22 protein-coding genes and 1 tRNA gene are annotated in these 20,269 nt (G+C 52.6%); 14 read left to right on the forward strand and 9 right to left on the reverse strand.

The genetic code is table 11. The annotated features are described in order from the left end of the window. The first annotated feature begins 226 nt into the window (after positions 1–226). The 3 genes from AC2FJF_RS23875 to AC2FJF_RS23885 all read left to right on the forward strand — a co-directional run bounded on the left by AC2FJF_RS23875 (position 227) and on the right by AC2FJF_RS23885 (position 2,373). The gene (locus AC2FJF_RS23875) at positions 227–616 is read left to right on the forward strand and encodes a DUF4345 domain-containing protein (RefSeq protein ID WP_496727490.1); all 390 of its coding nucleotides are present in this window, start codon (positions 227–229) and stop codon (positions 614–616) included. A gap of 1 nt (position 617) precedes the next feature. After that, positions 618–1,475: a DUF302 domain-containing protein gene (locus AC2FJF_RS23880; protein ID WP_496727491.1), complete on the forward strand. Its 858-nt coding sequence runs from the start codon at positions 618–620 to the stop codon at positions 1,473–1,475. Positions 1,476–1,752: 277 nt separating this feature from the next. After that, positions 1,753–2,373, forward strand: a complete 621-nt coding sequence (locus AC2FJF_RS23885) for an isochorismatase family protein (protein ID WP_321250554.1) — start codon at positions 1,753–1,755, stop codon at positions 2,371–2,373. 205 nt (positions 2,374–2,578) lie between these two features. On the opposite strand, the gene AC2FJF_RS23890 is transcribed toward AC2FJF_RS23885, so the two are convergent. Continuing rightward, positions 2,579–3,814 carry an adenylate/guanylate cyclase domain-containing protein gene (locus AC2FJF_RS23890; protein WP_496727492.1) on the reverse strand — a complete coding sequence of 412 codons (1,236 nt, stop codon included), beginning with the start codon at positions 3,812–3,814 and terminating at the stop codon, positions 2,579–2,581. A 407-nt stretch (positions 3,815–4,221) separates the two neighbouring features. Here AC2FJF_RS23890 and AC2FJF_RS23895 point away from each other — a divergent pair, with 407 nt between their 5' ends. Next, on the forward strand, positions 4,222–4,479 hold the full coding sequence (locus AC2FJF_RS23895; RefSeq protein WP_496727493.1) for a YjhX family toxin: 258 nt from the start codon (positions 4,222–4,224) through the stop codon (positions 4,477–4,479). 8 nt (positions 4,480–4,487) lie between these two features. After that, on the forward strand, positions 4,488–5,009 hold the full coding sequence (locus AC2FJF_RS23900) for a GNAT family N-acetyltransferase (protein WP_496727494.1): 522 nt from the start codon (positions 4,488–4,490) through the stop codon (positions 5,007–5,009). A gap of 1,243 nt (positions 5,010–6,252) precedes the next feature. Here AC2FJF_RS23900 and AC2FJF_RS23905 read toward each other — a convergent pair. Then, positions 6,253–7,275, reverse strand: coding sequence for a permease (locus AC2FJF_RS23905; RefSeq protein WP_496727495.1), 1,023 nt, complete (start codon positions 7,273–7,275; stop codon positions 6,253–6,255). Between the two features lie 85 nt (positions 7,276–7,360). Between AC2FJF_RS23905 and AC2FJF_RS23910 the strand changes: the two genes are divergently transcribed. Beyond that, positions 7,361–8,218 (forward strand): LysR substrate-binding domain-containing protein, encoded by an 858-nt coding sequence (locus tag AC2FJF_RS23910; RefSeq protein ID WP_496727496.1) that lies wholly within the window; start codon positions 7,361–7,363, stop codon positions 8,216–8,218. 89 nt (positions 8,219–8,307) lie between these two features. Here AC2FJF_RS23910 and AC2FJF_RS23915 read toward each other — a convergent pair whose 3' ends face one another. The 5 genes from AC2FJF_RS23915 to AC2FJF_RS23935 form a co-directional block, all read right to left on the reverse strand. Next, complete coding sequence (locus tag AC2FJF_RS23915; protein WP_496727497.1) at positions 8,308–9,126, reverse strand: CE1 family esterase; 819 nt, start codon at positions 9,124–9,126, stop codon at positions 8,308–8,310. Between the two features lie 73 nt (positions 9,127–9,199). Continuing rightward, complete coding sequence (locus tag AC2FJF_RS23920) at positions 9,200–10,894, reverse strand: adenylate/guanylate cyclase domain-containing protein (protein WP_496727498.1); 1,695 nt, start codon at positions 10,892–10,894, stop codon at positions 9,200–9,202. Continuing rightward, positions 10,891–11,370 (reverse strand): GFA family protein, encoded by a 480-nt coding sequence (locus tag AC2FJF_RS23925; RefSeq protein WP_496727499.1) that lies wholly within the window; start codon positions 11,368–11,370, stop codon positions 10,891–10,893. Before AC2FJF_RS23925 ends, AC2FJF_RS23920 begins: the two co-directional genes overlap by 4 nt. 308 nt (positions 11,371–11,678) lie before the next feature. Next, positions 11,679–12,809 (reverse strand): M24 family metallopeptidase, encoded by a 1,131-nt coding sequence (locus AC2FJF_RS23930; protein WP_496727500.1) that lies wholly within the window; start codon positions 12,807–12,809, stop codon positions 11,679–11,681. 244 nt (positions 12,810–13,053) lie between these two features. Beyond that, positions 13,054–13,971: a homocysteine S-methyltransferase family protein gene (locus AC2FJF_RS23935; protein WP_496727501.1), complete on the reverse strand. Its 918-nt coding sequence runs from the start codon at positions 13,969–13,971 to the stop codon at positions 13,054–13,056. A 433-nt stretch (positions 13,972–14,404) separates the two neighbouring features. On the opposite strand from AC2FJF_RS23935, the gene AC2FJF_RS23940 reads away from it, so the two are divergent. The 8 genes from AC2FJF_RS23940 to AC2FJF_RS23975 all read left to right on the forward strand — a co-directional run bounded on the left by AC2FJF_RS23940 (position 14,405) and on the right by AC2FJF_RS23975 (position 17,692). Beyond that, positions 14,405–14,498, forward strand: a tRNA-OTHER gene (locus AC2FJF_RS23940). Between the two features lie 19 nt (positions 14,499–14,517). Further along, complete coding sequence (locus tag AC2FJF_RS23945) at positions 14,518–15,024, forward strand: hypothetical protein (protein WP_281996008.1); 507 nt, start codon at positions 14,518–14,520, stop codon at positions 15,022–15,024. Next, positions 15,024–15,203 (forward strand): hypothetical protein, encoded by a 180-nt coding sequence (locus tag AC2FJF_RS23950; protein ID WP_496727502.1) that lies wholly within the window; start codon positions 15,024–15,026, stop codon positions 15,201–15,203. Before AC2FJF_RS23945 ends, AC2FJF_RS23950 begins: the two co-directional genes overlap by 1 nt. Then, complete coding sequence (locus AC2FJF_RS23955) at positions 15,204–16,265, forward strand: hypothetical protein (protein ID WP_281996010.1); 1,062 nt, start codon at positions 15,204–15,206, stop codon at positions 16,263–16,265. Next, positions 16,258–16,422, forward strand: coding sequence for a hypothetical protein (locus AC2FJF_RS23960; RefSeq protein WP_281996011.1), 165 nt, complete (start codon positions 16,258–16,260; stop codon positions 16,420–16,422). The genes AC2FJF_RS23955 and AC2FJF_RS23960 overlap by 8 nt, the downstream gene beginning before the upstream one ends. Continuing rightward, entirely contained in the window at positions 16,415–16,900 is a 486-nt protein-coding gene (locus tag AC2FJF_RS23965; RefSeq protein ID WP_496727503.1) for a hypothetical protein, read from the forward strand. Before AC2FJF_RS23960 ends, AC2FJF_RS23965 begins: the two co-directional genes overlap by 8 nt. A 2-nt stretch (positions 16,901–16,902) precedes the next feature. After that, positions 16,903–17,091, forward strand: a complete 189-nt coding sequence (locus AC2FJF_RS23970; protein ID WP_170495135.1) for a hypothetical protein — start codon at positions 16,903–16,905, stop codon at positions 17,089–17,091. Positions 17,092–17,095: 4 nt separating this feature from the next. Further along, positions 17,096–17,692, forward strand: coding sequence for a hypothetical protein (locus AC2FJF_RS23975; RefSeq protein WP_496727504.1), 597 nt, complete (start codon positions 17,096–17,098; stop codon positions 17,690–17,692). A gap of 360 nt (positions 17,693–18,052) precedes the next feature. On the opposite strand, the gene AC2FJF_RS23980 is transcribed toward AC2FJF_RS23975, so the two are convergent. Beyond that, the gene (locus tag AC2FJF_RS23980) at positions 18,053–19,417 is read right to left on the reverse strand and encodes an alpha/beta fold hydrolase (RefSeq protein WP_496727505.1); all 1,365 of its coding nucleotides are present in this window, start codon (positions 19,415–19,417) and stop codon (positions 18,053–18,055) included. A gap of 480 nt (positions 19,418–19,897) precedes the next feature. Then, the coding region (locus AC2FJF_RS23985; RefSeq protein ID WP_496727506.1) for a luciferase domain-containing protein at positions 19,898–20,269 on the reverse strand (372 nt) is incomplete at its 5' end.

Here is a 20,269-nt window from a genome sequence, read left to right on the forward strand (position 1 = left end):
GACAGCTGGTATCGAGTTCCTTGGCGACGAAGGCGCATTGTGAGCAGTCTGCTGCGTAGCCGATAACGGCTGCGCAGTACCGGCTCGCTCTTCAGAAAACTCGACTTGGCCTGTCGGATACGCCTTTCAAAGCGTAGCGTGGGCATCCGGCTCTGATCAACGGATGCCCCAAAAACCGATTGGTATTTATGCAAAAAAGCAAAACCTCTACGAGAAGGAGTCCTCCATGAGTGCTAGATTAGTCCTTCTGCTTGCTGCCGTCGGCCTCGTGCCAATTGCGTTATCATACGGTCTGATGCCCGGCAGTTCGATCCCAGTTTTGCTGGGATTTCCGGTGGAAGGTACGAACCAAACCCACGTGTTCCGAGCGATTATGGGTCTTTACCTGGCAAACGCGTTATTTTGGTTGGCGGCCGCTTTGAAACCAGAATTACAACGCCCCGCGCTGTGGGTTCTATTTTTGTTTATGTCGGGACTGGCCGTTGGACGCATACTAAGCATTTTTATCGATGGAGTTCCGAACGGGATACTTCTCTTTTACCTTGCGGCCGAGATAGCTTTTGCGGCTCTGGCGGCGGTTTCCCTGACAAAAGTACGATCAAATAGGAAGTGGTAAAATGGTGAGGTTTGGCTTTGTTTTCTCGATGATTGCAACTTTTTCGGTTGCGACATCCGCTTTTGCACAATCGACATCTGTCCAGACCGCGGTGGACGAAAACTTCTTAGCGCTTGAGACTGCCGTTGACGAAGCGGGAGCTACTCCAATCGCATCGATAGATCACGCGCGCTTGGCCAAAGCTGAAGGCGTAGAAATGCCAGCATCACGTGTACTCATTTTCTCTGATCCAGAGATAAACACGCCCATTCTGGAAGAGAACGTACGAGCAGGTCTGGACCTTCCTCTTCGCGTTCTTTCCTTCGATCAGGATGATCGCCCGCAGATCGCCTATACAGACTCTCAGTTTCTCAAAGTGCGGCATGGTCTGAATGACACCCATGCGTTAAATACATTTCATAGCAAGATGCTCGAAGTTCTAAACAACTTGGATGCAACACCAGCGCCGACCAACGGGTTGTTTGCCGACTATGGGGTCATCGAACTGCGATCTCAGCTCAGCGTACCAAAGGCAGTGGAACGTCTCAGAAAAGCAGTGATGGAGCAGGACGATACGGTCTGGTTTGGGGAAATCGATTTTGCAGTCGAAGCGTCCCATCTGGGGGTGGAACTGCCGGATGCAGTTCTCTTACTGTTCGGCGGACCAGCACCCGGTGGCGTGGCTATGGCGGGCTTTCCGGCAATTGGTTTGGATGCCTTTTGCCAAAAACTATTGGTTTACGCGAATGAAGAAGGCGGCTCCGTAGTCATTTTCAATGACATCGCTGCTTTGGCGGAGTTGCACTACGGTTCTTCAGCCGAACCTCATCACGGTTTGAACAAACGGCTTACCGCAACATTTCGCACGGCAATTGAGTAGCCGCTGTTTGGAAGTCACAATTTTTCTGAATTGCTATATTCCGTGTTTGGCTGCCCATTCTGAGCTGGGTACAGACCATCGCAACACTTAACCCCTAACGGCAGTTTGCGGGCAATGTTGCCCTGGGCGCGGACACATGCTTTTCATTCCATAAAAACGCAGCACACCCTTGACCGTAATCAGTTGCACATTTAGTCAAAATTGATCTGCCCGCTGGGACGACCCGGCCAAGCAAGGGCGTTTTTTTCAGGACGACCTGGCAAATTAGAGGTCGAACATGACAACTAAAACCAAACAAGCCAGGAAACTGATCGAGGGTAGACCTGCCCTGATCGTAATCGACATTCAAAAGAGCACGTTTATTGATAACAGCGAAGTACGCTCCATCGACAACATGCCGGGCTACAAAGAGCGCATGATCGCTGCGCGTGATTTGGTTGATGCCGCACATGATTACAATGTGCCAGTCATTTTCATCCAAGAAGTCCACCGTCCCGATAGGATAGACTTCGGCCGTGAACTGGATGGTGACGAAGACATACACTGTCTCGAAGGCGATCCAAGAACGGAGGTTGCAAAAGATGAGATGGGATATCGCAAAGGTGACTACATCGTCCCGAAGCGACGGTATTCTGCATTTTTTGGAACCGATTTCGAAATCCTGCTACGAGGTTTAAAAGTAGACACACTTTTGTTGTGCGGCGGGCTGACAGATGTTTGTGTGCACTACACATTCGTCGATGGCCACCAATCAGACTACTTCTGCCGCGTAGTAGAAGATTGCGTTGGCGGGTCATCTGTCCAAGCCCATGAAGCCGCTCTCAAAGCTATGGAATATCTACAAACTGGCGCTGTTCAGAGCCGAGAAGCAGTGATCAATGCGATTACGTCGCTCTAAATTGCAATCGAAACGTTAGTGCCAGTTGGGGTGCATAGTGCTTTTTGGGTGCGGAAGCGCAGGAACCGAGGTTTGTTATGAGGCTCTGGTTTGGAGTAATGGGAAGATTTTAACCGTAGGATCGTCGCAAGAGTAAGCCCGCGCGGCGCTAGCGGTTGTTTACGCGCCTGGCCTAATGGGCCAGAACTTTTGGATTGAGCTTTATCTAGTCTATCGTGAACAGCTCCTGTCTTTCAGCAACACCGCGCAATCTGTATTGCCCCAGGGAAACAAGGCTTGGAATGGAGCCCACCAAGTCGCCCGCCACCTTGTCGGAAACAACAATGTTCTGATCAAGCGCGCTGCACATGCCTAAAATGCGCGAAGTTGTATTTACCGCTGGGCCGACCACCGTGAAATCCAAGCGAGACCTACCGCCAATATTGCCGTAAAGAACATTGCCTGCGTGCAACGAAAGAGTGAAGCCGGTCGTTGGTAAACCGTCCGCTTGCCGTCGTTGGTTGAGTTCCTCAAAGGTATCTCGCAACTCCGCTGCCGCGTGAATTGCGACGCGGCGAGCGTCCGGAACTTGATTGATATCGAAGATGGCAAGCATACCGTCTCCCATGAATTTCAGAACGTTACCGCCATTGCGTTCGACTACGTCAACAGCTTCTGCGAAGTAATCGTTTAGCAATTCTATGATTGAATCTCCCGGAAGCGCTTCTGATAATTTGGTAAATCCTTGCAAATCAAAATACCAAATCACCGCCGAAATCGTTTCGGATGAACCTCGTGTGATGTCCCCAGAAAGAACGCGCCTGCTGGCGTCTTTGCCCAAATAAGCGGCGGTTATGTCTTCAGCCATCAGCCTGTTTGCCCCACATTTTAGCGTCAGGCAAAGCGGAGATATCAGTTGACGCAAACCGTCAAGTTGCTGGCTCGTGAAGCCCCCGCTCGCGTCGGTCGTCAATGAAATAATGGCACCTTCCTCGGCCTGCATTGGGTCAACAGGCATAGCGTTATCCTGTATAAGGAAGAACCGTTTAACAGCGAAGTAATCTGTGGCACCGCGCTCGCGAAGTTCATCAAAAATTGGAAAGCTAAGCTCTGGATCTTCGACTGTCAGATCTTGTCTGATCTCTTCAACGTTGTTTGCCAAAAGATAGTAAATCGGGCTTAGGATGTATTGTTCAGGCGCATCCGTTCTTCGGACAAAGTCCTCTCGCTCATTTCCCCCGTCCCTGTGCCAGCGGAAAGCGACTGTCCCAATCTCGGGATGATGAGCGCGCACAGTAATGTTTGCTCTCTGAAGCGGAATCCCTGCCGAAACAAGACGTTTGCAGAATGCTTCCAACCAGGTTTCAACCGGCGCATTCTCTAAACCTTGTTGAACCAGCCAATCGGCTAAGTCCTTTATGGCGGCTGTGAGTTCCCAGTCTTGGATTAATGGAGCTGCCATGATGACCTCACGATGAGATGTCTGAACAGTTTGTTACTAGTCTAATTCAGTTCAAGTACACATCAAATTCAATTCTACCACTGCGCTTGCAGCCCTAAGGCCGTTAACAGTCGACGACTTTTTGCGGGGTATCGATTGGGTGCTGGCGCGTGCGGCAGGAGACGTACGCGGCAGCTCAAAATGAGACACTCATTTAATAAGGGATATTGACGCGTCTTGCCTGAAGGACTATCTGCGCCAAACGTATGAGGCGGTACGCCTCACACAACGGAGATTTTATGAAAGAGACCCGGGCCTAACGCCCGTTCCTAGCGACCCAAATTCAGGAACATCAACATTGATCGGCATACTCAAGCGCGATGCTGAGTGTGGTGTTTGTTGTACTTTCGTAAAATCGAGACATCCCAATGAATATCTCAAAGCACGAGCAACGTGTTTTGCACGAACTCGCCCTTGGCGGGTCCATCCACTACGAACGCCTGGAAAACGGAAAAGTCCATGAAGTCACTTGTTATACGCGTGACGGTTATGTGCTGTCTGACTGCACTCTCAGTGTTTTCCAACGCTTGCTGAAAAAGCGCTTTATCCGTTCAAAAAACGGCAACCCCTATCGCGCCTCCGCTTTGGGGATCAATTCCGTGCGCGCCCAAATGAACCAAAGATAGGAAAGAACATGAACCAAGTAGACATTGATGCCATTGTTGACGTCCACCGGAAAGCCTTTGGAAAAGAAGAAGGCGACGACATCGCTCGGCTCGCCAAAGACTTCCTCGACCTCCCGGACACGATCTCTATCAGTTCCGAACGCGACGGAAAAATTGTAGGCAACGTGCTGTTCACACCGTTTGTTTTCTCGGACCACCCCAACACTAAATGCTACCTGCTGGCACCTTGCGGGGTGTTGCCAGCGTATCAGGGCCACGGCGTTGGGAAAGAGATCATGGAGGCGAGCATTGATTATCTCAGTTCCGTTGGGACGGATGCAGTGTTCGTGTTGGGCGTCCCGACATTTTATCCTCGGTATGGATTTGTACCGACGGACAAGCAGACGCCATATCCGGACCTGATGACGGCACCAGCGGCGTGGATGGCGCTTGAGTTGACGGAAGGATCAGTTGAGAAACTGAGCGGCAGGACTGTTGCGATCCCGCAGTTTATGCAACCGCATTGGTGGGACACCTCGCAACACGGGTGAAACGGAACGCGGTGCCGCTGAACTTGATCAGAAAACAGTGTTACTCGTCGTTGAACTAGGGCGTATTTGACATCCGGTCGCGCTCGAAGGCTGCTCGCGAGCTTCTTTGTAGGCGCTTTGCGGCCAAATACGTCGATCCTGTGATCTTTGCCCATCGCTATCTCGATAGCATCAAGTAAGTCTTCATCGTCTGGGTGTAGCCCCTCATCACCTAACAACTCAGAAGCCAAATAGATAATGGCGGGCACAAACCTTCTATAGCGAGCCGAAGCATCGGGCATTCGGTAGCGCTTCTCGGATCGGCCGGTAAATGCAAAGCGCAGCAATATTGACAGCCACAATTGCTTTTGGGGCCGCGGCAGGTCCTCAAGTATTTCGATCAAATACTGAGATGTTGCGGATGAATAGTTAGAGCGCTCTCTGTGAATTCTCGAAAGAATGGCAATCCCGTCGAGCAAGTTGGCTTCGCCAAAGCTGAACTATATCGATCAATGTCCGCTGTGTGAGCTGCAAGCTCAGAATCTAGTTTTGGTGGTATGGGCCCTAGCTAGACTTTTCGAAGTCTGCTTTCTGCGCGTCGCAGACGTTCGCGAGAATCCAAGCAAAAAGGCAGCATGGAACCCAAGGTTCCTTAGGGAGGCCCTTTGCGGGATTGAGCAACGCAAAGGACCATAACCGCAACGACTACTCCAAAAACTGATTGAATTCACCGCTAGGGCAGACAATCGCTCAGCGCAAAACTATGGGAAAACTACGCAAACTTATGCGGTGCGCGAAGTGTTATGCGCAAACCTACAAAATTGTAGGTGCGCTCATAACGCTGCATTGCTGTCATTGAATTCATTCAAGAAATTCGGCTGTGTTCGCCCATAATTCTGCACAGTATTTGCGCATAAGCTTGCACGATTTGCCCATAAATTTGCGCGGTTCGAAAAACGCTCTCAATTGATGGCAGCTGTCGCGCACCCTCTTCAGCTTTTAAAGGCTATCTCTCAATCATAGGTGCATTCTGGGCAGCAAAATTCAACCCTATCTGAAGGACGAAGCCCGTCAGCGCTTGTGGTAAATAGCGGAACTGGAATCCAGTTTCTGAAGCCCATTTTCAGCGGAAGGCCGTGACGTGCATTCTATTCGATTTAGCCGAACGAGCCAAAAGCGGTCGGTTTCCTCGACAACGGTTCTATGGCCGAATTACGGAATTGAATTGTGCTTTGCCGATACCTGCTCAAGTTCTCGTGCGCGGTCAGGCGATCCACCCAAAAGCATATCCCGCGGCGAGAGATCCCAAAATGGCAAGCAAAAGATAGAGCAAGAATGGCTTCAGTTTGAGAACCGGGGCGATGGCCATTGCGCCCCAGATACTGACCACACCACCTGAAACCAAAAAGGCCATGGCGGCACCTTCAGACATGCCGTTGTCAATCAGTCCGCGCGTTAGAGGGAGTGCGGCGTAGCCATCGATATAGGCTGGGGCGCCAACAAATACCGCAGCGGGTATGGCCCACCATTGATCCTCGCCTACGTAAGCCGCAAGCATTCCTGGGGTCAGAGCAGCATTCAACGCGTATTCGGCCGCAAAGGCAGGGATCAGGCAGATTGAGATAAGTCGTGCCGTCGCCCAGAATTGTTTGTTGAATGAATGGCGACGCGCTTGAGTTCTCCAAACCCATGGATCGAAGGTTTGGTCATTGCCACATCGCGCAGCGCTCAATTGGCGTGCCAGACCATTGTTGCGAAGCGCATTCAATGCCCAAGGTGCTTTGGCAAACAAGCTAGTAACCGCCCCTCCGAACACACCCAATCCGAATGCTGCGAACGTTTTGCCAATTGCAAAGCTCAATCCCAAAGTGGCAGCCGTCGTTGCGAGCATTGCAGGGTCTGTGATCGGGGATGACAGCCAAAACGCCATGATCGGGGCAAGCGGCACGCCAGCAGCCAACAACCCAGCCATCAATGGCAGTACGGTGACACCACAAACTGGCGTAATGGCCCCGATCAAAGATGCGGCCACAACCGTCCGAAGAGTCTTGCCGTCGAACACGCCTGCAATGTGGGTGTCTGCTCCACTGGCGATAATCCAGGCCGCCAGAACGATGCCCGGGATAACTATGGGGGCAACGACAACGAGGCCCCAGAGAACAAACCTGGTGGCGTCCGCAATGTGTTCCGGCCAGACGAAACTGATGCTGATCAGCAGCAATAGGCACACGCCCCAGACCATGTAGGCCTTACCTGATTGCCGGCGGACAATTGTCTGATCGGTCATAGGATACTCCTTTGATCTTGAAAAATAGGAGATGAAAAGACATGTGTGAAACAAATAGTTTCAATCACTGGTATTGGTGTTTCGAATGGAAAATCTGGATAGCGATTTGTTGCGCACCTTTGTTGCTGTTGCCGAAGCAGGCAGCGTCACGGATGGCGCCGCACGCATCTATAGGTCCCAATCCGCCACGAGCCTTCAAATCAAACGCCTCGAATCCATCCTCGGCCAACCCGTATTTGAGCGGCACGGGCGCGGAGTTACCCTAAGTGATGCGGGTCATCGGCTATTGCCTGTTGCTCAGGACGTGACCAACCGCCTCGACGTGGCATTGCGGGACATTTCCCAAACTGCCGTGACCGGAAAACTGCGCGTGGGCATTCCCGATGATCGTGGCCGAGCTAAGCTGGCGCAGATTATCGCCGCGTTTACGCGTCTCCATCCGCAAGTCGAACTGGAGGTAACCTGCGCTATCAGTGCGAGGTTTCCCGAAGCGCTCGACAAAGGATCTCTGGATCTCGCAATCTATGAGGTGGAACGCCTAGGGAAACATGAGGAACTGTTGTACGAAGATCCAACATGCTGGGTCTCATCCGCGCATCGGGATTTCCGCGCAGAAAAAGTTCTGCCCGTTGCCTTGTTCGATCACGCCTGCTGGTGGCGCGATGCGGCAATCGCTTCTCTGGAGCGCCGTTCGAAACCATATCGCATCATCTATTCAAGCCAAAGTGTTTCTGGCGTAATCGCGGCAGTAGAAGCTGGGATCGCGGCTGGTCTGCTGGGGCGTTCCTCACTTCATGCCAATCTGTCGATAGTGGGCGAGACGCTTGGCTTCAGCAGAACGCCCGCCTCGAAGCTAGTGATGGCGGCAGCCGGTTCACAGGAAACCGGGCCATTGGATGCCATGAAAACAGCTATCCGCTCTGCATTTCTAACTAAAATCTAGAAGACGTGCCTTTTGGCCAGCCGAGCGACCCACAAGCTCTTCTAGGTCTCACCGTGGCAAAACCAAATTTCATTGGAATTGATGGTGCGTCAGTTTTCCAGACTTTCAAACCAATCAAGCGCTATGGAGCTCCATCCTTTTGGGTAACCGTGCCCTCCGTCGTGCAGAATGATTTCGAGACTACCGTATTCACAGTTCCAGCGTTTGCGCCACAGACCTTCGGTCATTTCGTGGTGTGCAGCATTGGGTGGGCATTTGTTTTCTTGCCGCCACATCGACAGGCCCTGCCAGATATCTGCTTGCGTGATGGTAACGTCAAACTCCTCGCTGTGTATTGCGCGACCTTCAAGCGGAACAACTTTGTCGGCAAACCCGTGGGTATGGAGCAAGTGTACCGGCTTTAGACAATCTTCGGTCGCCGGGAGCCAGAAACCACCGGACGCCGGCGCGTAACCAAGAGCCAAATCCGGTGCATTACAAGCAACTTCCCAAGCCATTGATCCGCCTCTGGAAAACCCTGTCAGCAAAACCCGGCCCACATTCACGCTTGCATGAAGGGCAGCGTCAGCCAAAACTTCACGGAGAAACCTTACGTCTGAGCGGGGGTAGGTGTTCCAACCGTCTCGAACAGACCAGTCGGTGGGTTTACCATCCAACCAAGGAAGCGCGGTCGGCGCGATAAATGCGTATCCTCGCTTGGTGAATTCTTCAACAAACGCTGTGTTCCCTACAATCTTCTCACCTGTACCCCCATAACCGTGCAGGTGCATCACAGCAGGTCCACCCTGCCAATCGTCCGGAATGACGATATGATATTCTCCGGTTTCAATTTTGCACGAGTTTGTTTTGTCACCACAATCGAGGGCGATTGCCTGCCCTGAACTCACGAGTAAAACAAAAACGGCCATTACTTTGTTGTGCATAATGTCCCCCTCGGGGATTGATGTTAGCACACTTCAACACAGAATTTCCCGGTAGAGCTTACTCGGGCAGCCCCACCGCGCGAAGCCCATCCAGGATTGCGCCCCAACGTGTGGGGTCCTGAAAATGGAACCTGCGCACGCCACTAATCCGGAAGTCCGGATCGGACGCCAATAGGGCCTCCCGCGCCCTTACTCCTTGATCAGGTAAACCAGCCTGACCAGCCGCGCTGGCAAGATATAATTGTGCGACCGGCAACCCCGGCGAGTTTTGTAGAGCCCGGTTGGCATTAGAGATGGCATTCTCGAAGTCGCCCATAACCAGATATGTCTGGGCCAACGCTTGCGGGACACGGTGATATATCCGGTTCTTGGCCAGAGAAAATGAGCCCTTTTTGATGGACTTCAGTGCTAACTCTGGTTGGCCCATCAAGTTCTGAATCCAGCCCAGCACCATATGCCCCTGGGCAAACTGCGGACTGATTTCGAACCCACGTTCAACACACCGCACCGCCGCATCCAAATCGCCGGTAATGCCGTAGTGAAAAATCCCCCGGATCAGATGCACGTAGTCGCTTTGATCATTCAACGACACCGCCTTGCTCAACCCGGCGTCCGCCGCTTCGATATCCTCCGGGCGTATCGGACGGTAACCCCATACCAATTCGCCGATCAACGTGTTCGCCTTCATCCCAACGGCCATGAAATTGCGTGGCTGGAGTGTCAGGATCCTGTCCAACAGACGGCCCGCAGCCTCCCATTCTTCAGGCTGCGATCCCATCATGTAGTGCCCCGCAAGATTCAGCATTGCCTCGGGGTCGCTTGTCTCAGTCTCGGCTGTGTGCTCAGCAATTCGTTGCAGAATTCCGTATCGGATCGTTGTCGCGATTTCCCCTGACAACAGATCTTCTGCCGCGAAAGGGTCGGAAAGATCACCGCTCATCCGCTGAGTCAGATAGGTTGCTGACGTGCTCGTTTCGCGCAATTTAAGTGTTGCGCGGACCTGGTTGCCGGACGCCTGAAACACAGCGGTGGCGATATGGTCCGGGCCCGCCTCGAGTGCGATCAGATCCAACCCTGTAAGATTGGCAAGCGCCGCCTCTACCGTGTGATTGCAAGCTTCGGCCAGCATCTTAGCATCGTCATTGTTGCCGAGGGCTTCGAATGCGCTAAGGGCTACCGTGGGCTTTTTGGATGTCACCTCGATGGGCGGTGTGGTGGCAGTGTAAAGTGCTCCACCTTGGTCGGGAGGCCAGACAAAGGCGCGGATCGGGCGCGAAATGTTTTTCAGCGTCAATTCACCGACATCAGCGAACAGCTCGTCCATTACGCCAACGATCTGGTCACGGACGGCAGCGGAGATGCAAATCCCGCCCGTTGGGGCAGCAGCTTCTAAGCGAGCGGCAAGATTCACACCGTCGCCATAGATATCACCATCATCAACAACCACATCGCCTATGTGAAGGCCCATGCGGTAACTGATCTGCCGATCTTGAGGCACGGATTCTTCCTCTGCGCGAACCGCTTCTTGCGCCGCTATCGCGAACCGCACCGCTTCCACAACGCTTGAAAATTCGGCCAGAAATCCATCGCCTGTCGACTTGATGATCTTACCCCCAGCCTGCTTGATGCCGGGGTCGAACACGGACAGGCGCATTTCTTTCTGACGCGCCAGCGTGGCTTCCTCGGCAGCTTCCACAAGCCGCGAGAAGCCGACAATGTCGGCAGCCAAGATCGAGGTAAGTTTGCGCTTCACCCTTGGGCTCGCGTGTTCAAGGAAATCCAACCGGTTTTGTCTGGTTCGGGCATAGCGACACCATCCCCTCCGAACGATGTCGGAACCGTCTTCCACTTCGGCAGGCCGTCGGCCATGTCGAAAACACGCTCGCCATAGAAGATGTGAAAGGTTGGCTCAAAGCTCAACGCGGATTCGGCCAGCGACATCGCGTAAACCGCGACGATGTCCTTACCGGGTTTGATATTCACCAATGCACCCCCGCATTTACCACAGGAAACACGATGGCTTTCATCATTCTTGTCCGATTGAACCGTCGGTCCCGACAACGAGACATTGTCTGCCGACCAGAGACACCATGCATTAACCGGCGCCGAATGCCATTTTCTGCAAGAGTGGCAATGACAGTACGCCATGACCATCGGCTCACCGGCGGTAGAAACACTACATGCGCCGCAATAGCAGATTCCTTGGTAGGTTTCAGTATCGGCACTCATTTTCCCTCTACCCCCCAATCGAGCAATGGCTGTTAACGTAAGTTTTCCGCTACGCCTTTTTCTCCAATGCCCTGTCAGTTATACATTCCAATCGCCGGGTCCCAAAGTAGCTTATTCCCCTCTGAAACTGCACTTTCGAAGGTGCCGATTGTCCTTCCGACTTCGCGCACCCATTCGCGTTGCGGATGTCTAAAGATGCAACGTAATCGCGAGATCGTGGAGTAAAATTTTCAAAATGTTGAGGCCCGGCTCGCCATCTCGACCATTCGCTGTGTAAGTGCATTCACAAGACGGCGCTGGTTGGAAAGTCAAAGGATAACTGCATCCAAGGACTTTGGATGTTCTGTTAGTGCTTCCCAGCCATCTTCGGTGATTATGAAACTGTCGCCGACCTGCGCACGAAATGTATCGACTGATACTGAACCATCAACAGCGAAAACCATCCCTGGCTGCAATACTGTCGTGTCGCCGGTGACCAACTGTGGCTTTTCCAAAAAGCTATAGCCAGTCGCTCGGCCACACCGGAACGGGTATTCAAACCCCGCCCCCTGTATAACCTCGGCATAGGCCGCATGGACACTTTCGGCGGTCACACCTGGGCGCAGCTCAGCCAGTGCGGCGGCCTGACTTGCTACAGCAACCTCATAGATATGCTCTTGTTGTTTATCCGCTATCTCACCGATCCAAAAGGTGCGGTCAAAGCCAAGTTTGAAGCGGTGAAAATTGGTCATACCGCAAAAGCACAAAAACACCGGTTCGCCCCGTTTCATAATCCGGGTTGAGGCGCGATGATGGGTTTTGGTGATGGTATCGCCCGACGCCATTATTTGCAGAAAATGAGTGTTGGGCGACATATCCGCGTCATCGTAATGCGCCACTAAAAGCTCCGCGGCCTTTCGTGTTCCGGCCCGGGACGTGGCAAGCGCAACTTCGAACTCCGGCACTCCGTCTGCAATGGCGTTGCGTCCGGCGTCCATCATAGCGCTTGCAACTTGCCCGGCATGCCGGGCCAATTGAAGTTCCTGGGCGGATTTTATCATGCGCATTTCAGCCAATATCGGTGTGGCGCTGACCAGATTTTCCCCCGAGACCAACGTATCCAGATATGCCCGCACAACAGGCGGTATATGATCAGGCTCAATCCCGACGCGCTTTGCAGTCTTGACTGCTTTGGGTAACTCCAGCCGCCACTCTTCACCCATACCGTCATTCCAGGCCGCGATACGATCAACGTGTGCCGCTGAAAGTGCCGTATTCAGGTCTATTGTCGGCGTGATCAGCAGGCTTTCGCCAGACCTGTGCACAACCAGAATGGTTGGGCGTCCGAACTCCATATGGAGGTAGTCATAATAGCCTGTCAGATAATAAACGTTGTCGTCATCGGTGATGAGAGCAACGTCGATTCCGGCTTCTTGCATATGAGTGCGAAAACTTTTCATCCTCGAGGCAAACATCGTCAGTCTCCATCCTGAAGGTATCAGTTGAGCTTCTCAAATTGAGTTGCGTGATCGAGACCGTAGAACGCGTTTGGTCCACGGTCTATCAAAGCATAATCAAGCACCTGTCTTGACGCTTCGCCTGCATTTTATCGGAATTACTTCTCTGATCACTGATTTTCCCGTTAAAGCCTATCATCAAGCTTCACGCATTCGGTGATACGCCGCCGTAAGTAAAATAGCAGCGCTATCTGCGACCTACCTCCAAAGCTATTTCCCTCAGGTGTCGCATATCCGTACCGCAGCAACCGCCAAACACCCTGATAGACGGGTTTTCCCGCAGGACATCCGCAATTTCTTGGCCGAGCTGCGCGGGATCTCCTTCATCCAAGGTATCGGCCTCATCCAATTCTGCGTGCGAACAACTTGATGCATTGGCAACAACACCTTTGAGCCTTGGATGCGCGTTGAGCGCGTCGGCAAAGTGCGTCGGGTGTGCGCAGTTGACCATGTGGAACAGAGCTGCGCCGTCTGTTTCTGCTTCGATCTGGTCTATGGCATCAACAAGTTTTGTGCCGTCAGCCAAACAGCCATCGGTTTCGACGACCAATGACAAAATGATGGGTAAACCAATATCTCTTGCAGCCAGAACACAGCCAGCAGCCTCGCTTAGGCGGTTGAACGTGTACGCGGTCACCAGATCAACACTGGTTTCTTTCAGAACAGCGAGTTGCACACTGTGGTAGCTGCGCGCCTGTTCAACTGTCATGGGTGGGATGTCAGCGTAAGGATCGTATCTTGGGCCAACGCAGGCGGAAACCAAAACGTCTTCCCGCCCAGAAGCATTGCGCACCTCCTCCATCAGTGCGACACCATCCTTGTTTACCTCACGAAGACGTTCAGCATCGTAGCCCAGAGGTGCAGCACGGTCGGCATTGGCCATCCATGTCGGTGCGTCGAGAATGCACCCAACACCCATATCGCCGGCCAATTGCACGAGCGCTTGCATTTGTCCGGCCAGAACAGCCCGGGTGTCAGGCTTCTCCAGCAAGGGAAACGACGCAAAACCCGGAAGCTCGATACCGTGATTAAAAATCAGGTCCGTACCTGTACCTGCATAAACCAAAAATTTCTTGTCACCCTCGCCTGGAAGTCTCCGCGCCATTTTGCACCCCTCGAACACCGGCATTACTCCGCATCCACAATAACAATGATCAGATCTTCTGCAAAACTGAGGTGTTTACTTGTCCGTTCGGACGCTTTCTGCATTTGCGGTATCGGCTAGGCATATCTAGGCGCGAACCACCGGAGATTCTGAACAAGCGTGGCTGTACCGTTCTAACCTTGAACATCGAGTGTCGAATCGTCTCACTATGTGAGACCTACAGCATGCTGACCAACCCTCCAAATAAGTTGCTTCAGTCATTTGGGCACACGTTAAGCTAGAAGGTTCCCAGAACTACGCGGTGAATTTCGAAGTGCAGCACACTCCGTCTTGACATAGCGATACGATCTGGTTCAGCTTCTGCTCATGACGTACACACGCATCCACTGCCAACGAATATCGGCCTGAGGTCGATAACCCACGCGAAATCCGTGGGAGGCAGCATTGGTATGCGGGCGAGGCTTATATCCTTGTAATTGCTCCAGATTAGAGTGCACGAGTCGGTTCGATTCCGACGCCTCCTACCATCCTCAGGAGGTGTCCGACATGGCGGACGAAGTTACGAACGCAATTGATTTCGACGACATCAAGCAATCGGTCGAGGAGAGCCTCGGACGCACACCCGAAGGCTGGTCCGGCTTGACCACAAAGCTCTTCACAGAGGTTAAGGAATACTGCGAACTGAAGGGTGCCACCTACCCCTTTGTCCTCCAGATCAAGGAGAAGCTGGGAGAGCTCCGCATCTACCACAGGTGTGATGATCGACACATTCAGTCGATGATCGCTGAGACGATTGCGCGTGCAAATCACAGCTGTGAACGATGCGGGAATAGTGCCGAGACCCAACTTCTGGACGGCTGGTACACGACCCTGTGCTGTTGGTGCGCGCATGATGTCGCGAGCAAGCGCCATCCGGAACGGCACCGGCTGTTTGGCGTTCGAAAGAAGCCCATTCGAGATCAAATGACGTGCTCGGTCTGTGGCTTTTTCGGTCAGATCGACCGAACGGATGACCGTAATCGGTGCCCCGCGTGTGTGAAGAAGAACTGGTGATGACCGCCGAACAACAAGTGAACTTCGATAAGATTATGGAAGACTACGACGATGAGGACTACGCCCGGAAGCTCATGAATACGGGCTCACTGGCCACCGGTCATGTCCCGCCGATTGCCCTTTGCCATATCCCGGGAGGGGTCTTCCATCTCAACAAGACCAAGTTCTGGAGAATGTGAATGATGGATGATGTCGAAAAGAGCTGGAAGGAATTTCGGGAAAAGGTCCGAGGTGTGATCGAGAACCATGGAGCGCCAGATGATCTCCGCTCATTTGACGCCTGGTACGCCGAAGAGATGCGTTTGGTGATGGCGCACAACTACCCAGCTCCGCACGTCTCTGACGTCACATGGTCGACCGAGGTTCTGCATGCCGAGTGTGATGACCGCGAAGTGGTCGACCGTATGATGACTGCTATGGCGGAGGTTTCACATGATCTCAAAGAGGCGCGGGCCGGGAGGTCAGTGATGAGCAGTGTTGTCGACTGGAACGATATTCATGGAAGCGTCTTCAAGCAGCTTGGTGAGTATCGTGCCGGGTGGGCGGAGCAGCTTACGCTTGCACTTGAGAAAGTGAAGAGGTTGATCGACGAGCAGCCCGACCTGTTTGGTGATGAACACCCGTCCATCGTTCAGATCAAACAGAAATGGGGAGGCTTGCGCGTCTATGAGGGCCCGGACTGCAACCAGGCTGCGAGTGAAGAGATTCAATGGCGTGTCGATCAGATTGAGCAAACCTGTGAAGGTTGTTCTAATTCTGCCCAACGCCAGAACTTCCTTGGGTTTGTGACGACGCTTTGCAGCTGGTGCTACAATGATGCTCTGCGGCGGCGATTTGAGGGCGCTGAAGAATCCTGGCCCGACAGCCTGAGGCTGGACATTGTGGAAAACTATCCAGACCTCGTTTCTCCGGATTGCGCATCTCTTGTTCCTGCTGTCGGAAAGGGCTGGCTCGTCATGATTTCGCAAGCACTCCACAAGCTTTCCTTCAGTCAGGATTTCAGGGCACTGGACCTTGGAACTATTCAGATCTCGGAAATTAGGAAAGGCCGGGATGGCAAGATTTCCATCGGTTTCAGTCGATACCACGATCTCATTCAGGAGTACGCTGACTGGATGGAATTTCGATGCGGTGTGACGTGTGAAGAGTGTGGCCACGTTGGTGACATCGTTCGGACAGCCGACGGGTCTCAAGTGCTCTGTTCTCACTGTTACTGTACTCGGGAGAAGTCTGATGGGTGATGACGACGACGTTGAGCTGGATGAACAAACCTTGCGTTTGCTTAGGCTTCGGGAGGCTGAAATTGCGGCCGGTCGAGCGAAACTAACCAAGCCGATCTCAGCGGATGAGATCCGGGCGCGAAAGGTTACTGAGCCGAAAGACAAGACAGATGAGTGACGAACTTTCTAGCGATGACCTGATTACCGAGATTCGCGCGCGCTTGAAAGCGGATGAAGATTTTTGGCCAGCATTGCTGGAGGTTGTGCAAGAGCACGTGGTGGAAGTCGTGCCAAAGCCCGACGAGGTTCCCGAGTGGACAGACGAGTGGATCGCTGAGAACAAAAGAGGCGAAGTTTGTTCAGTAAAAGAAATCTTCGGGCGCCCGTTAAAGGATGTTCCTCTAAGTGACTTGATCGCAGAGTTGCAAGCTCGTCGCAAAGAGGGTCCGGAGGTCTGGCTTGCATTGCGCAAAATGATTTTCGAGCAAATCGCCGATTTTGCACAGCGTCCGGCCGACGCGCCCAAATGGCGGGATGAATGGGTCAAAGAGAACACCTGGGATCTAGTGACTGACGACGATGATGTTGAGATCACTGATGGTAGCGGCAACGTGTTCGACGACCTCGGGAACGAAGACCCAAGGAAGAAGACTTAGTGATGGGGCCCGAGCATTTCAGCTTGATCTTATCCGCCGTGATCATTGTCGCTTTGACGATCTACGTCAGACACATCGTCCACACTGCTGGAAAAGATCGCGAAGTCGATCCAGAGCGAGTGAAGAAGATCATGCGAGATCTGGACTACAGCCACCTGGACCGGGTGATGAACCTGCGAAGGAAGGGCTAGCGGGATGTTGAAGGTGGTTGTTTACGTCGGTGATCAAGAAGTCGCTCGAGCTGTAGCTGAGAACGTTTCAGAGCTCGCGGACGTGTCTGATTACAATATTCGAATGAACGAACGGACCGCTGAACAGCTGGGCATTCAGGAAAAAGGCCTTGGCGGCCGGATTAAAGGCCACCCTCGAAATCAGACGGCCTGGGCGCTCGTCCGCAAGATCGCAGACCTTTGGCTTGCGGGGACTGGCGCGGGCGAAGAAAGCGTTGAGGCAGAGCTGCCGCCGATGATCCGCAAGTCTGTCCGCGAACTAGATGAGAGGGTCGAAAAGGAATCGAACCAGAGCGAAGATTGGAATGCTGTGATCAAGCAGATTTCTGATGACGAACCGTATTCCCTGGGCTTCTACGCTGACAAATTTGAGTCGTGGACAGCGGACGAGATTGAAGCTCTTCGATGTGATGTGGTTGAGACAGCAACAGAGGAGGAACTAATGGCCGAGGTCGAATGCCGGCGAAGAGCTGGTCTACTGCCCAAGGAGGCCTCGAATGATGGCTTCTCAGATCTGGTTGATGATCTCTGGGGCAAACTCGATACAGACCCAGACGGCTAGTACAGCTTACCTACCGCCATTACCCAAAGTTTAACATAAGAAGTCTATGGCGACTGTCGTTGTAGTAGTGCGCGCTTCTTCTAAGCGCCTCTCCTGCTAGGACCAAAGCGTCCCGGATAAGTATTTCCCCAACACTGCTCTGCGGAACCATGTACTACCAGTCTTTACGATAAGCATGGTTGATCGCAACCAGCCCAAACCGGACATTCGCAACAAGACTTTGCAATTTCCGAGATCAGGACAAAGCGGTCGATGACGAGAAGCCTAGAGTTTTTAAATTCCAGTATCGAAAATCGAAGGGCGCACGGCATCCTCTTACCTTCGAACAATAAAGTTTTGGCGAAGAACAACGTACACTGCTCAAATTGAATTCAAAAAACGCTCTATTTCCACCAGGGTTTTAGGCCAAGCAGGATCATACTCTGGCATTGTGTTGTTTGCCGTCTCAATGCCAATGAAGCGTGCATTCTCGATGCCGGAGGCGAATATCCTACCTTGTTCAACACTGTGCATCCTGTCTCGATTAGCGTGCATGACTAAAGCTGGGCAGGTGATCTGCGGAAGCAGGTCGGTTACGTCGACTTCAGCGACCAGCGGTCCAATCTTGAGCCAATCCTGATGGTCCATTGCCACTTTCATAAACTCTGCATAAGCGCGCTGGTCATGCGGGCTTGCAGTTGGAGCAAATGACTGGGCCATCAAGTCTCTTGCAGAAGGATATTCATCGTTCCAGCCTTCGAGGCTCATATCCATCATAGCTTGCCCAAGCGCGGCAATGCCGGGCTGTGAACGAACCGCAAGTCCTTGTGCGAATCCGCCAAGTAGAACCAACCCCGAAACACGGTCAGGATTGTGTGCGGCAAAAGCCGCGGCAATGGTTGCCCCAAAAGAAATGCCAAACAATGGCACTTTTTCGATCCCAGCTGCGTCCAGTACGGCCTCAACATCTTCGACGATGCGATTTAGAGATACATCCTGCACGCCCCTCTGGGACAAACCATTGTTTCTACCATCAAACCGATAAAGGCAGTGATTTTCAGAAAGCAGCGGCAACCACCCGGCGATGGTGTTCATCGTCCAATCGTATTCCAGATGCCTAAGCCAGTTTGGTGTGACCAGTAACTTTCTACCACTTCCAGTGGATGTCCAGGCAAGCGTTGTACCGTCTTTTGATTTTGCAAAGCGGACGTCTTGAGAGCTAGCCAGCAGCTTGTTCTTTGCGCGTCTTTTGTCACCATCTAAATCAATAGAGTAGGCTTCCACTGGATTTGGAATTCCCTTCAACCGTATCGAGCTTTCTGGTCGCAAAGCAACCGCCAGCGAAGTTCCCGCAACTTCAGCAGCTGTCTTGCTGACGAGACAACTTCCAATATGCGCGCTGGACTGAAGGCGCGACGCAACATTCACGGCCTCTCCGAACAAGTCTGTGCCATTTGGCATTACGTCGCCAACGTGGAGACCTCCTCGAAGTGTTACGTCTTCATCTCTCATCTGATTGAAAATCTGGCTGGCAGCATTAATTGCGTCTGTGGCTGCAACAAACTCAACCAAAGCACCATCTCCCATCAGCTTGAATATTCGTCCTTTGTTTTCATGGACCAACGGTCTGATCACATCGTCCAAAATGCGTTGTAGAGTGTTCAGCGTGGTCTCAGCATCCTCTGACATGCGCTTGGTATAATCGACGACATCGAGGCTTAGGATCGCAGCAATTTTCCGCTTCATCAGTCGATGTGATCCTTTTAGCTAAACCAATTCCTCTGAACCAAAATTAACAGACGAATAGATTTTTGTGACCAAAACTTGTGCCTGGGCATTTTGCTAAGCCTGCAAGTTCCCAAACTTGCGCTGAAACACACAGCCGAGCAAAACGTCTTATTGGCTGGCGAAACCTAGAATTAAGGTGAATGATTAACGCATTTCACGTCGCTAACGAAGGTTCACTTCGAAATATCCAATCTAATGGTATCAGTCCGTAGTTCTTCTCATCTGTGACCGATGGCAGCCCGAAGCGGAAATTCGCCTCTGAGCTTTGCAAATTCTAATTAGCGGACTCTAGCTACCATTAGTGCGAATGGCTTGAAGGTATCGAGCGCTTCGCCGCGGCGACAATATTAGAAAAAAATTGACCGCGAGAAACAAGGTGGCTGAAACTGCTCTCTGACAGGAAGCAGGCGTCCCCGCACACTTTCGCGCAATTCGAGCTTAGCCCAAGGTGTTTCCGGTGATGAAGGTGTACGAGCTTTCAACCAGTTCGATGACGACATCCAGCTCTTCGGGTGTGGTTGGAGTATAGATCATGACAAAGCCGCTCCACCCAGGACGTTGCTTGGCCCAAGGGTGAGCTACGGCCCAGCCAGCCTCAATTGCCCTTCGCGCCATTTCTGGGTCGAGCGAGGCGTGCAAGCTGCCATCAGGATGCATGTGCGCAAACTCAAACCCACCGACGATAGAGTTCGGTTGGGACAACAACATATCGGGATCAAGCTGAAAGCCAATCGCGCCAGGAAGCGATATGCGTGTCGGGCCAAGTGTGACCCCTGGGAATTGCGCAACTCGCTCCAGCAATAGCTGGGC

The sequence above is a fragment of the Ruegeria sp. CDSB013 genome, assembly GCF_059611165.1.

Coding starts and splice junctions, on each gene's coding strand:
- AC2FJF_RS23975 (WP_496727504.1), top strand. CDS start 17,096: ATGTTGAAGGTGGTTGTTTACGTCGGTGATCAAGAAGTCGCTCGAGCT.
- AC2FJF_RS23880 (WP_496727491.1), top strand. CDS start 618: ATGGTGAGGTTTGGCTTTGTTTTCTCGATGATTGCAACTTTTTCGGTT.
- AC2FJF_RS23925 (WP_496727499.1), bottom strand. CDS start 11,370: ATGAGTGCCGATACTGAAACCTACCAAGGAATCTGCTATTGCGGCGCA.
- AC2FJF_RS23915 (WP_496727497.1), bottom strand. CDS start 9,126: ATGGCCGTTTTTGTTTTACTCGTGAGTTCAGGGCAGGCAATCGCCCTC.
- AC2FJF_RS23945 (WP_281996008.1), top strand. CDS start 14,518: ATGGCGGACGAAGTTACGAACGCAATTGATTTCGACGACATCAAGCAA.
- AC2FJF_RS23900 (WP_496727494.1), top strand. CDS start 4,488: ATGAACCAAGTAGACATTGATGCCATTGTTGACGTCCACCGGAAAGCC.
- AC2FJF_RS23980 (WP_496727505.1), bottom strand. CDS start 19,417: ATGAAGCGGAAAATTGCTGCGATCCTAAGCCTCGATGTCGTCGATTAT.
- AC2FJF_RS23875 (WP_496727490.1), top strand. CDS start 227: ATGAGTGCTAGATTAGTCCTTCTGCTTGCTGCCGTCGGCCTCGTGCCA.
- AC2FJF_RS23970 (WP_170495135.1), top strand. CDS start 16,903: ATGGGGCCCGAGCATTTCAGCTTGATCTTATCCGCCGTGATCATTGTC.
- AC2FJF_RS23955 (WP_281996010.1), top strand. CDS start 15,204: ATGATGGATGATGTCGAAAAGAGCTGGAAGGAATTTCGGGAAAAGGTC.
- AC2FJF_RS23905 (WP_496727495.1), bottom strand. CDS start 7,275: ATGACCGATCAGACAATTGTCCGCCGGCAATCAGGTAAGGCCTACATG.
- AC2FJF_RS23910 (WP_496727496.1), top strand. CDS start 7,361: ATGGAAAATCTGGATAGCGATTTGTTGCGCACCTTTGTTGCTGTTGCC.
- AC2FJF_RS23895 (WP_496727493.1), top strand. CDS start 4,222: ATGAATATCTCAAAGCACGAGCAACGTGTTTTGCACGAACTCGCCCTT.
- AC2FJF_RS23885 (WP_321250554.1), top strand. CDS start 1,753: ATGACAACTAAAACCAAACAAGCCAGGAAACTGATCGAGGGTAGACCT.
- AC2FJF_RS23935 (WP_496727501.1), bottom strand. CDS start 13,971: ATGGCGCGGAGACTTCCAGGCGAGGGTGACAAGAAATTTTTGGTTTAT.
- AC2FJF_RS23960 (WP_281996011.1), top strand. CDS start 16,258: ATGGGTGATGACGACGACGTTGAGCTGGATGAACAAACCTTGCGTTTG.
- AC2FJF_RS23890 (WP_496727492.1), bottom strand. CDS start 3,814: ATGGCAGCTCCATTAATCCAAGACTGGGAACTCACAGCCGCCATAAAG.
- AC2FJF_RS23930 (WP_496727500.1), bottom strand. CDS start 12,809: ATGAAAAGTTTTCGCACTCATATGCAAGAAGCCGGAATCGACGTTGCT.
- AC2FJF_RS23965 (WP_496727503.1), top strand. CDS start 16,415: ATGAGTGACGAACTTTCTAGCGATGACCTGATTACCGAGATTCGCGCG.
- AC2FJF_RS23950 (WP_496727502.1), top strand. CDS start 15,024: ATGACCGCCGAACAACAAGTGAACTTCGATAAGATTATGGAAGACTAC.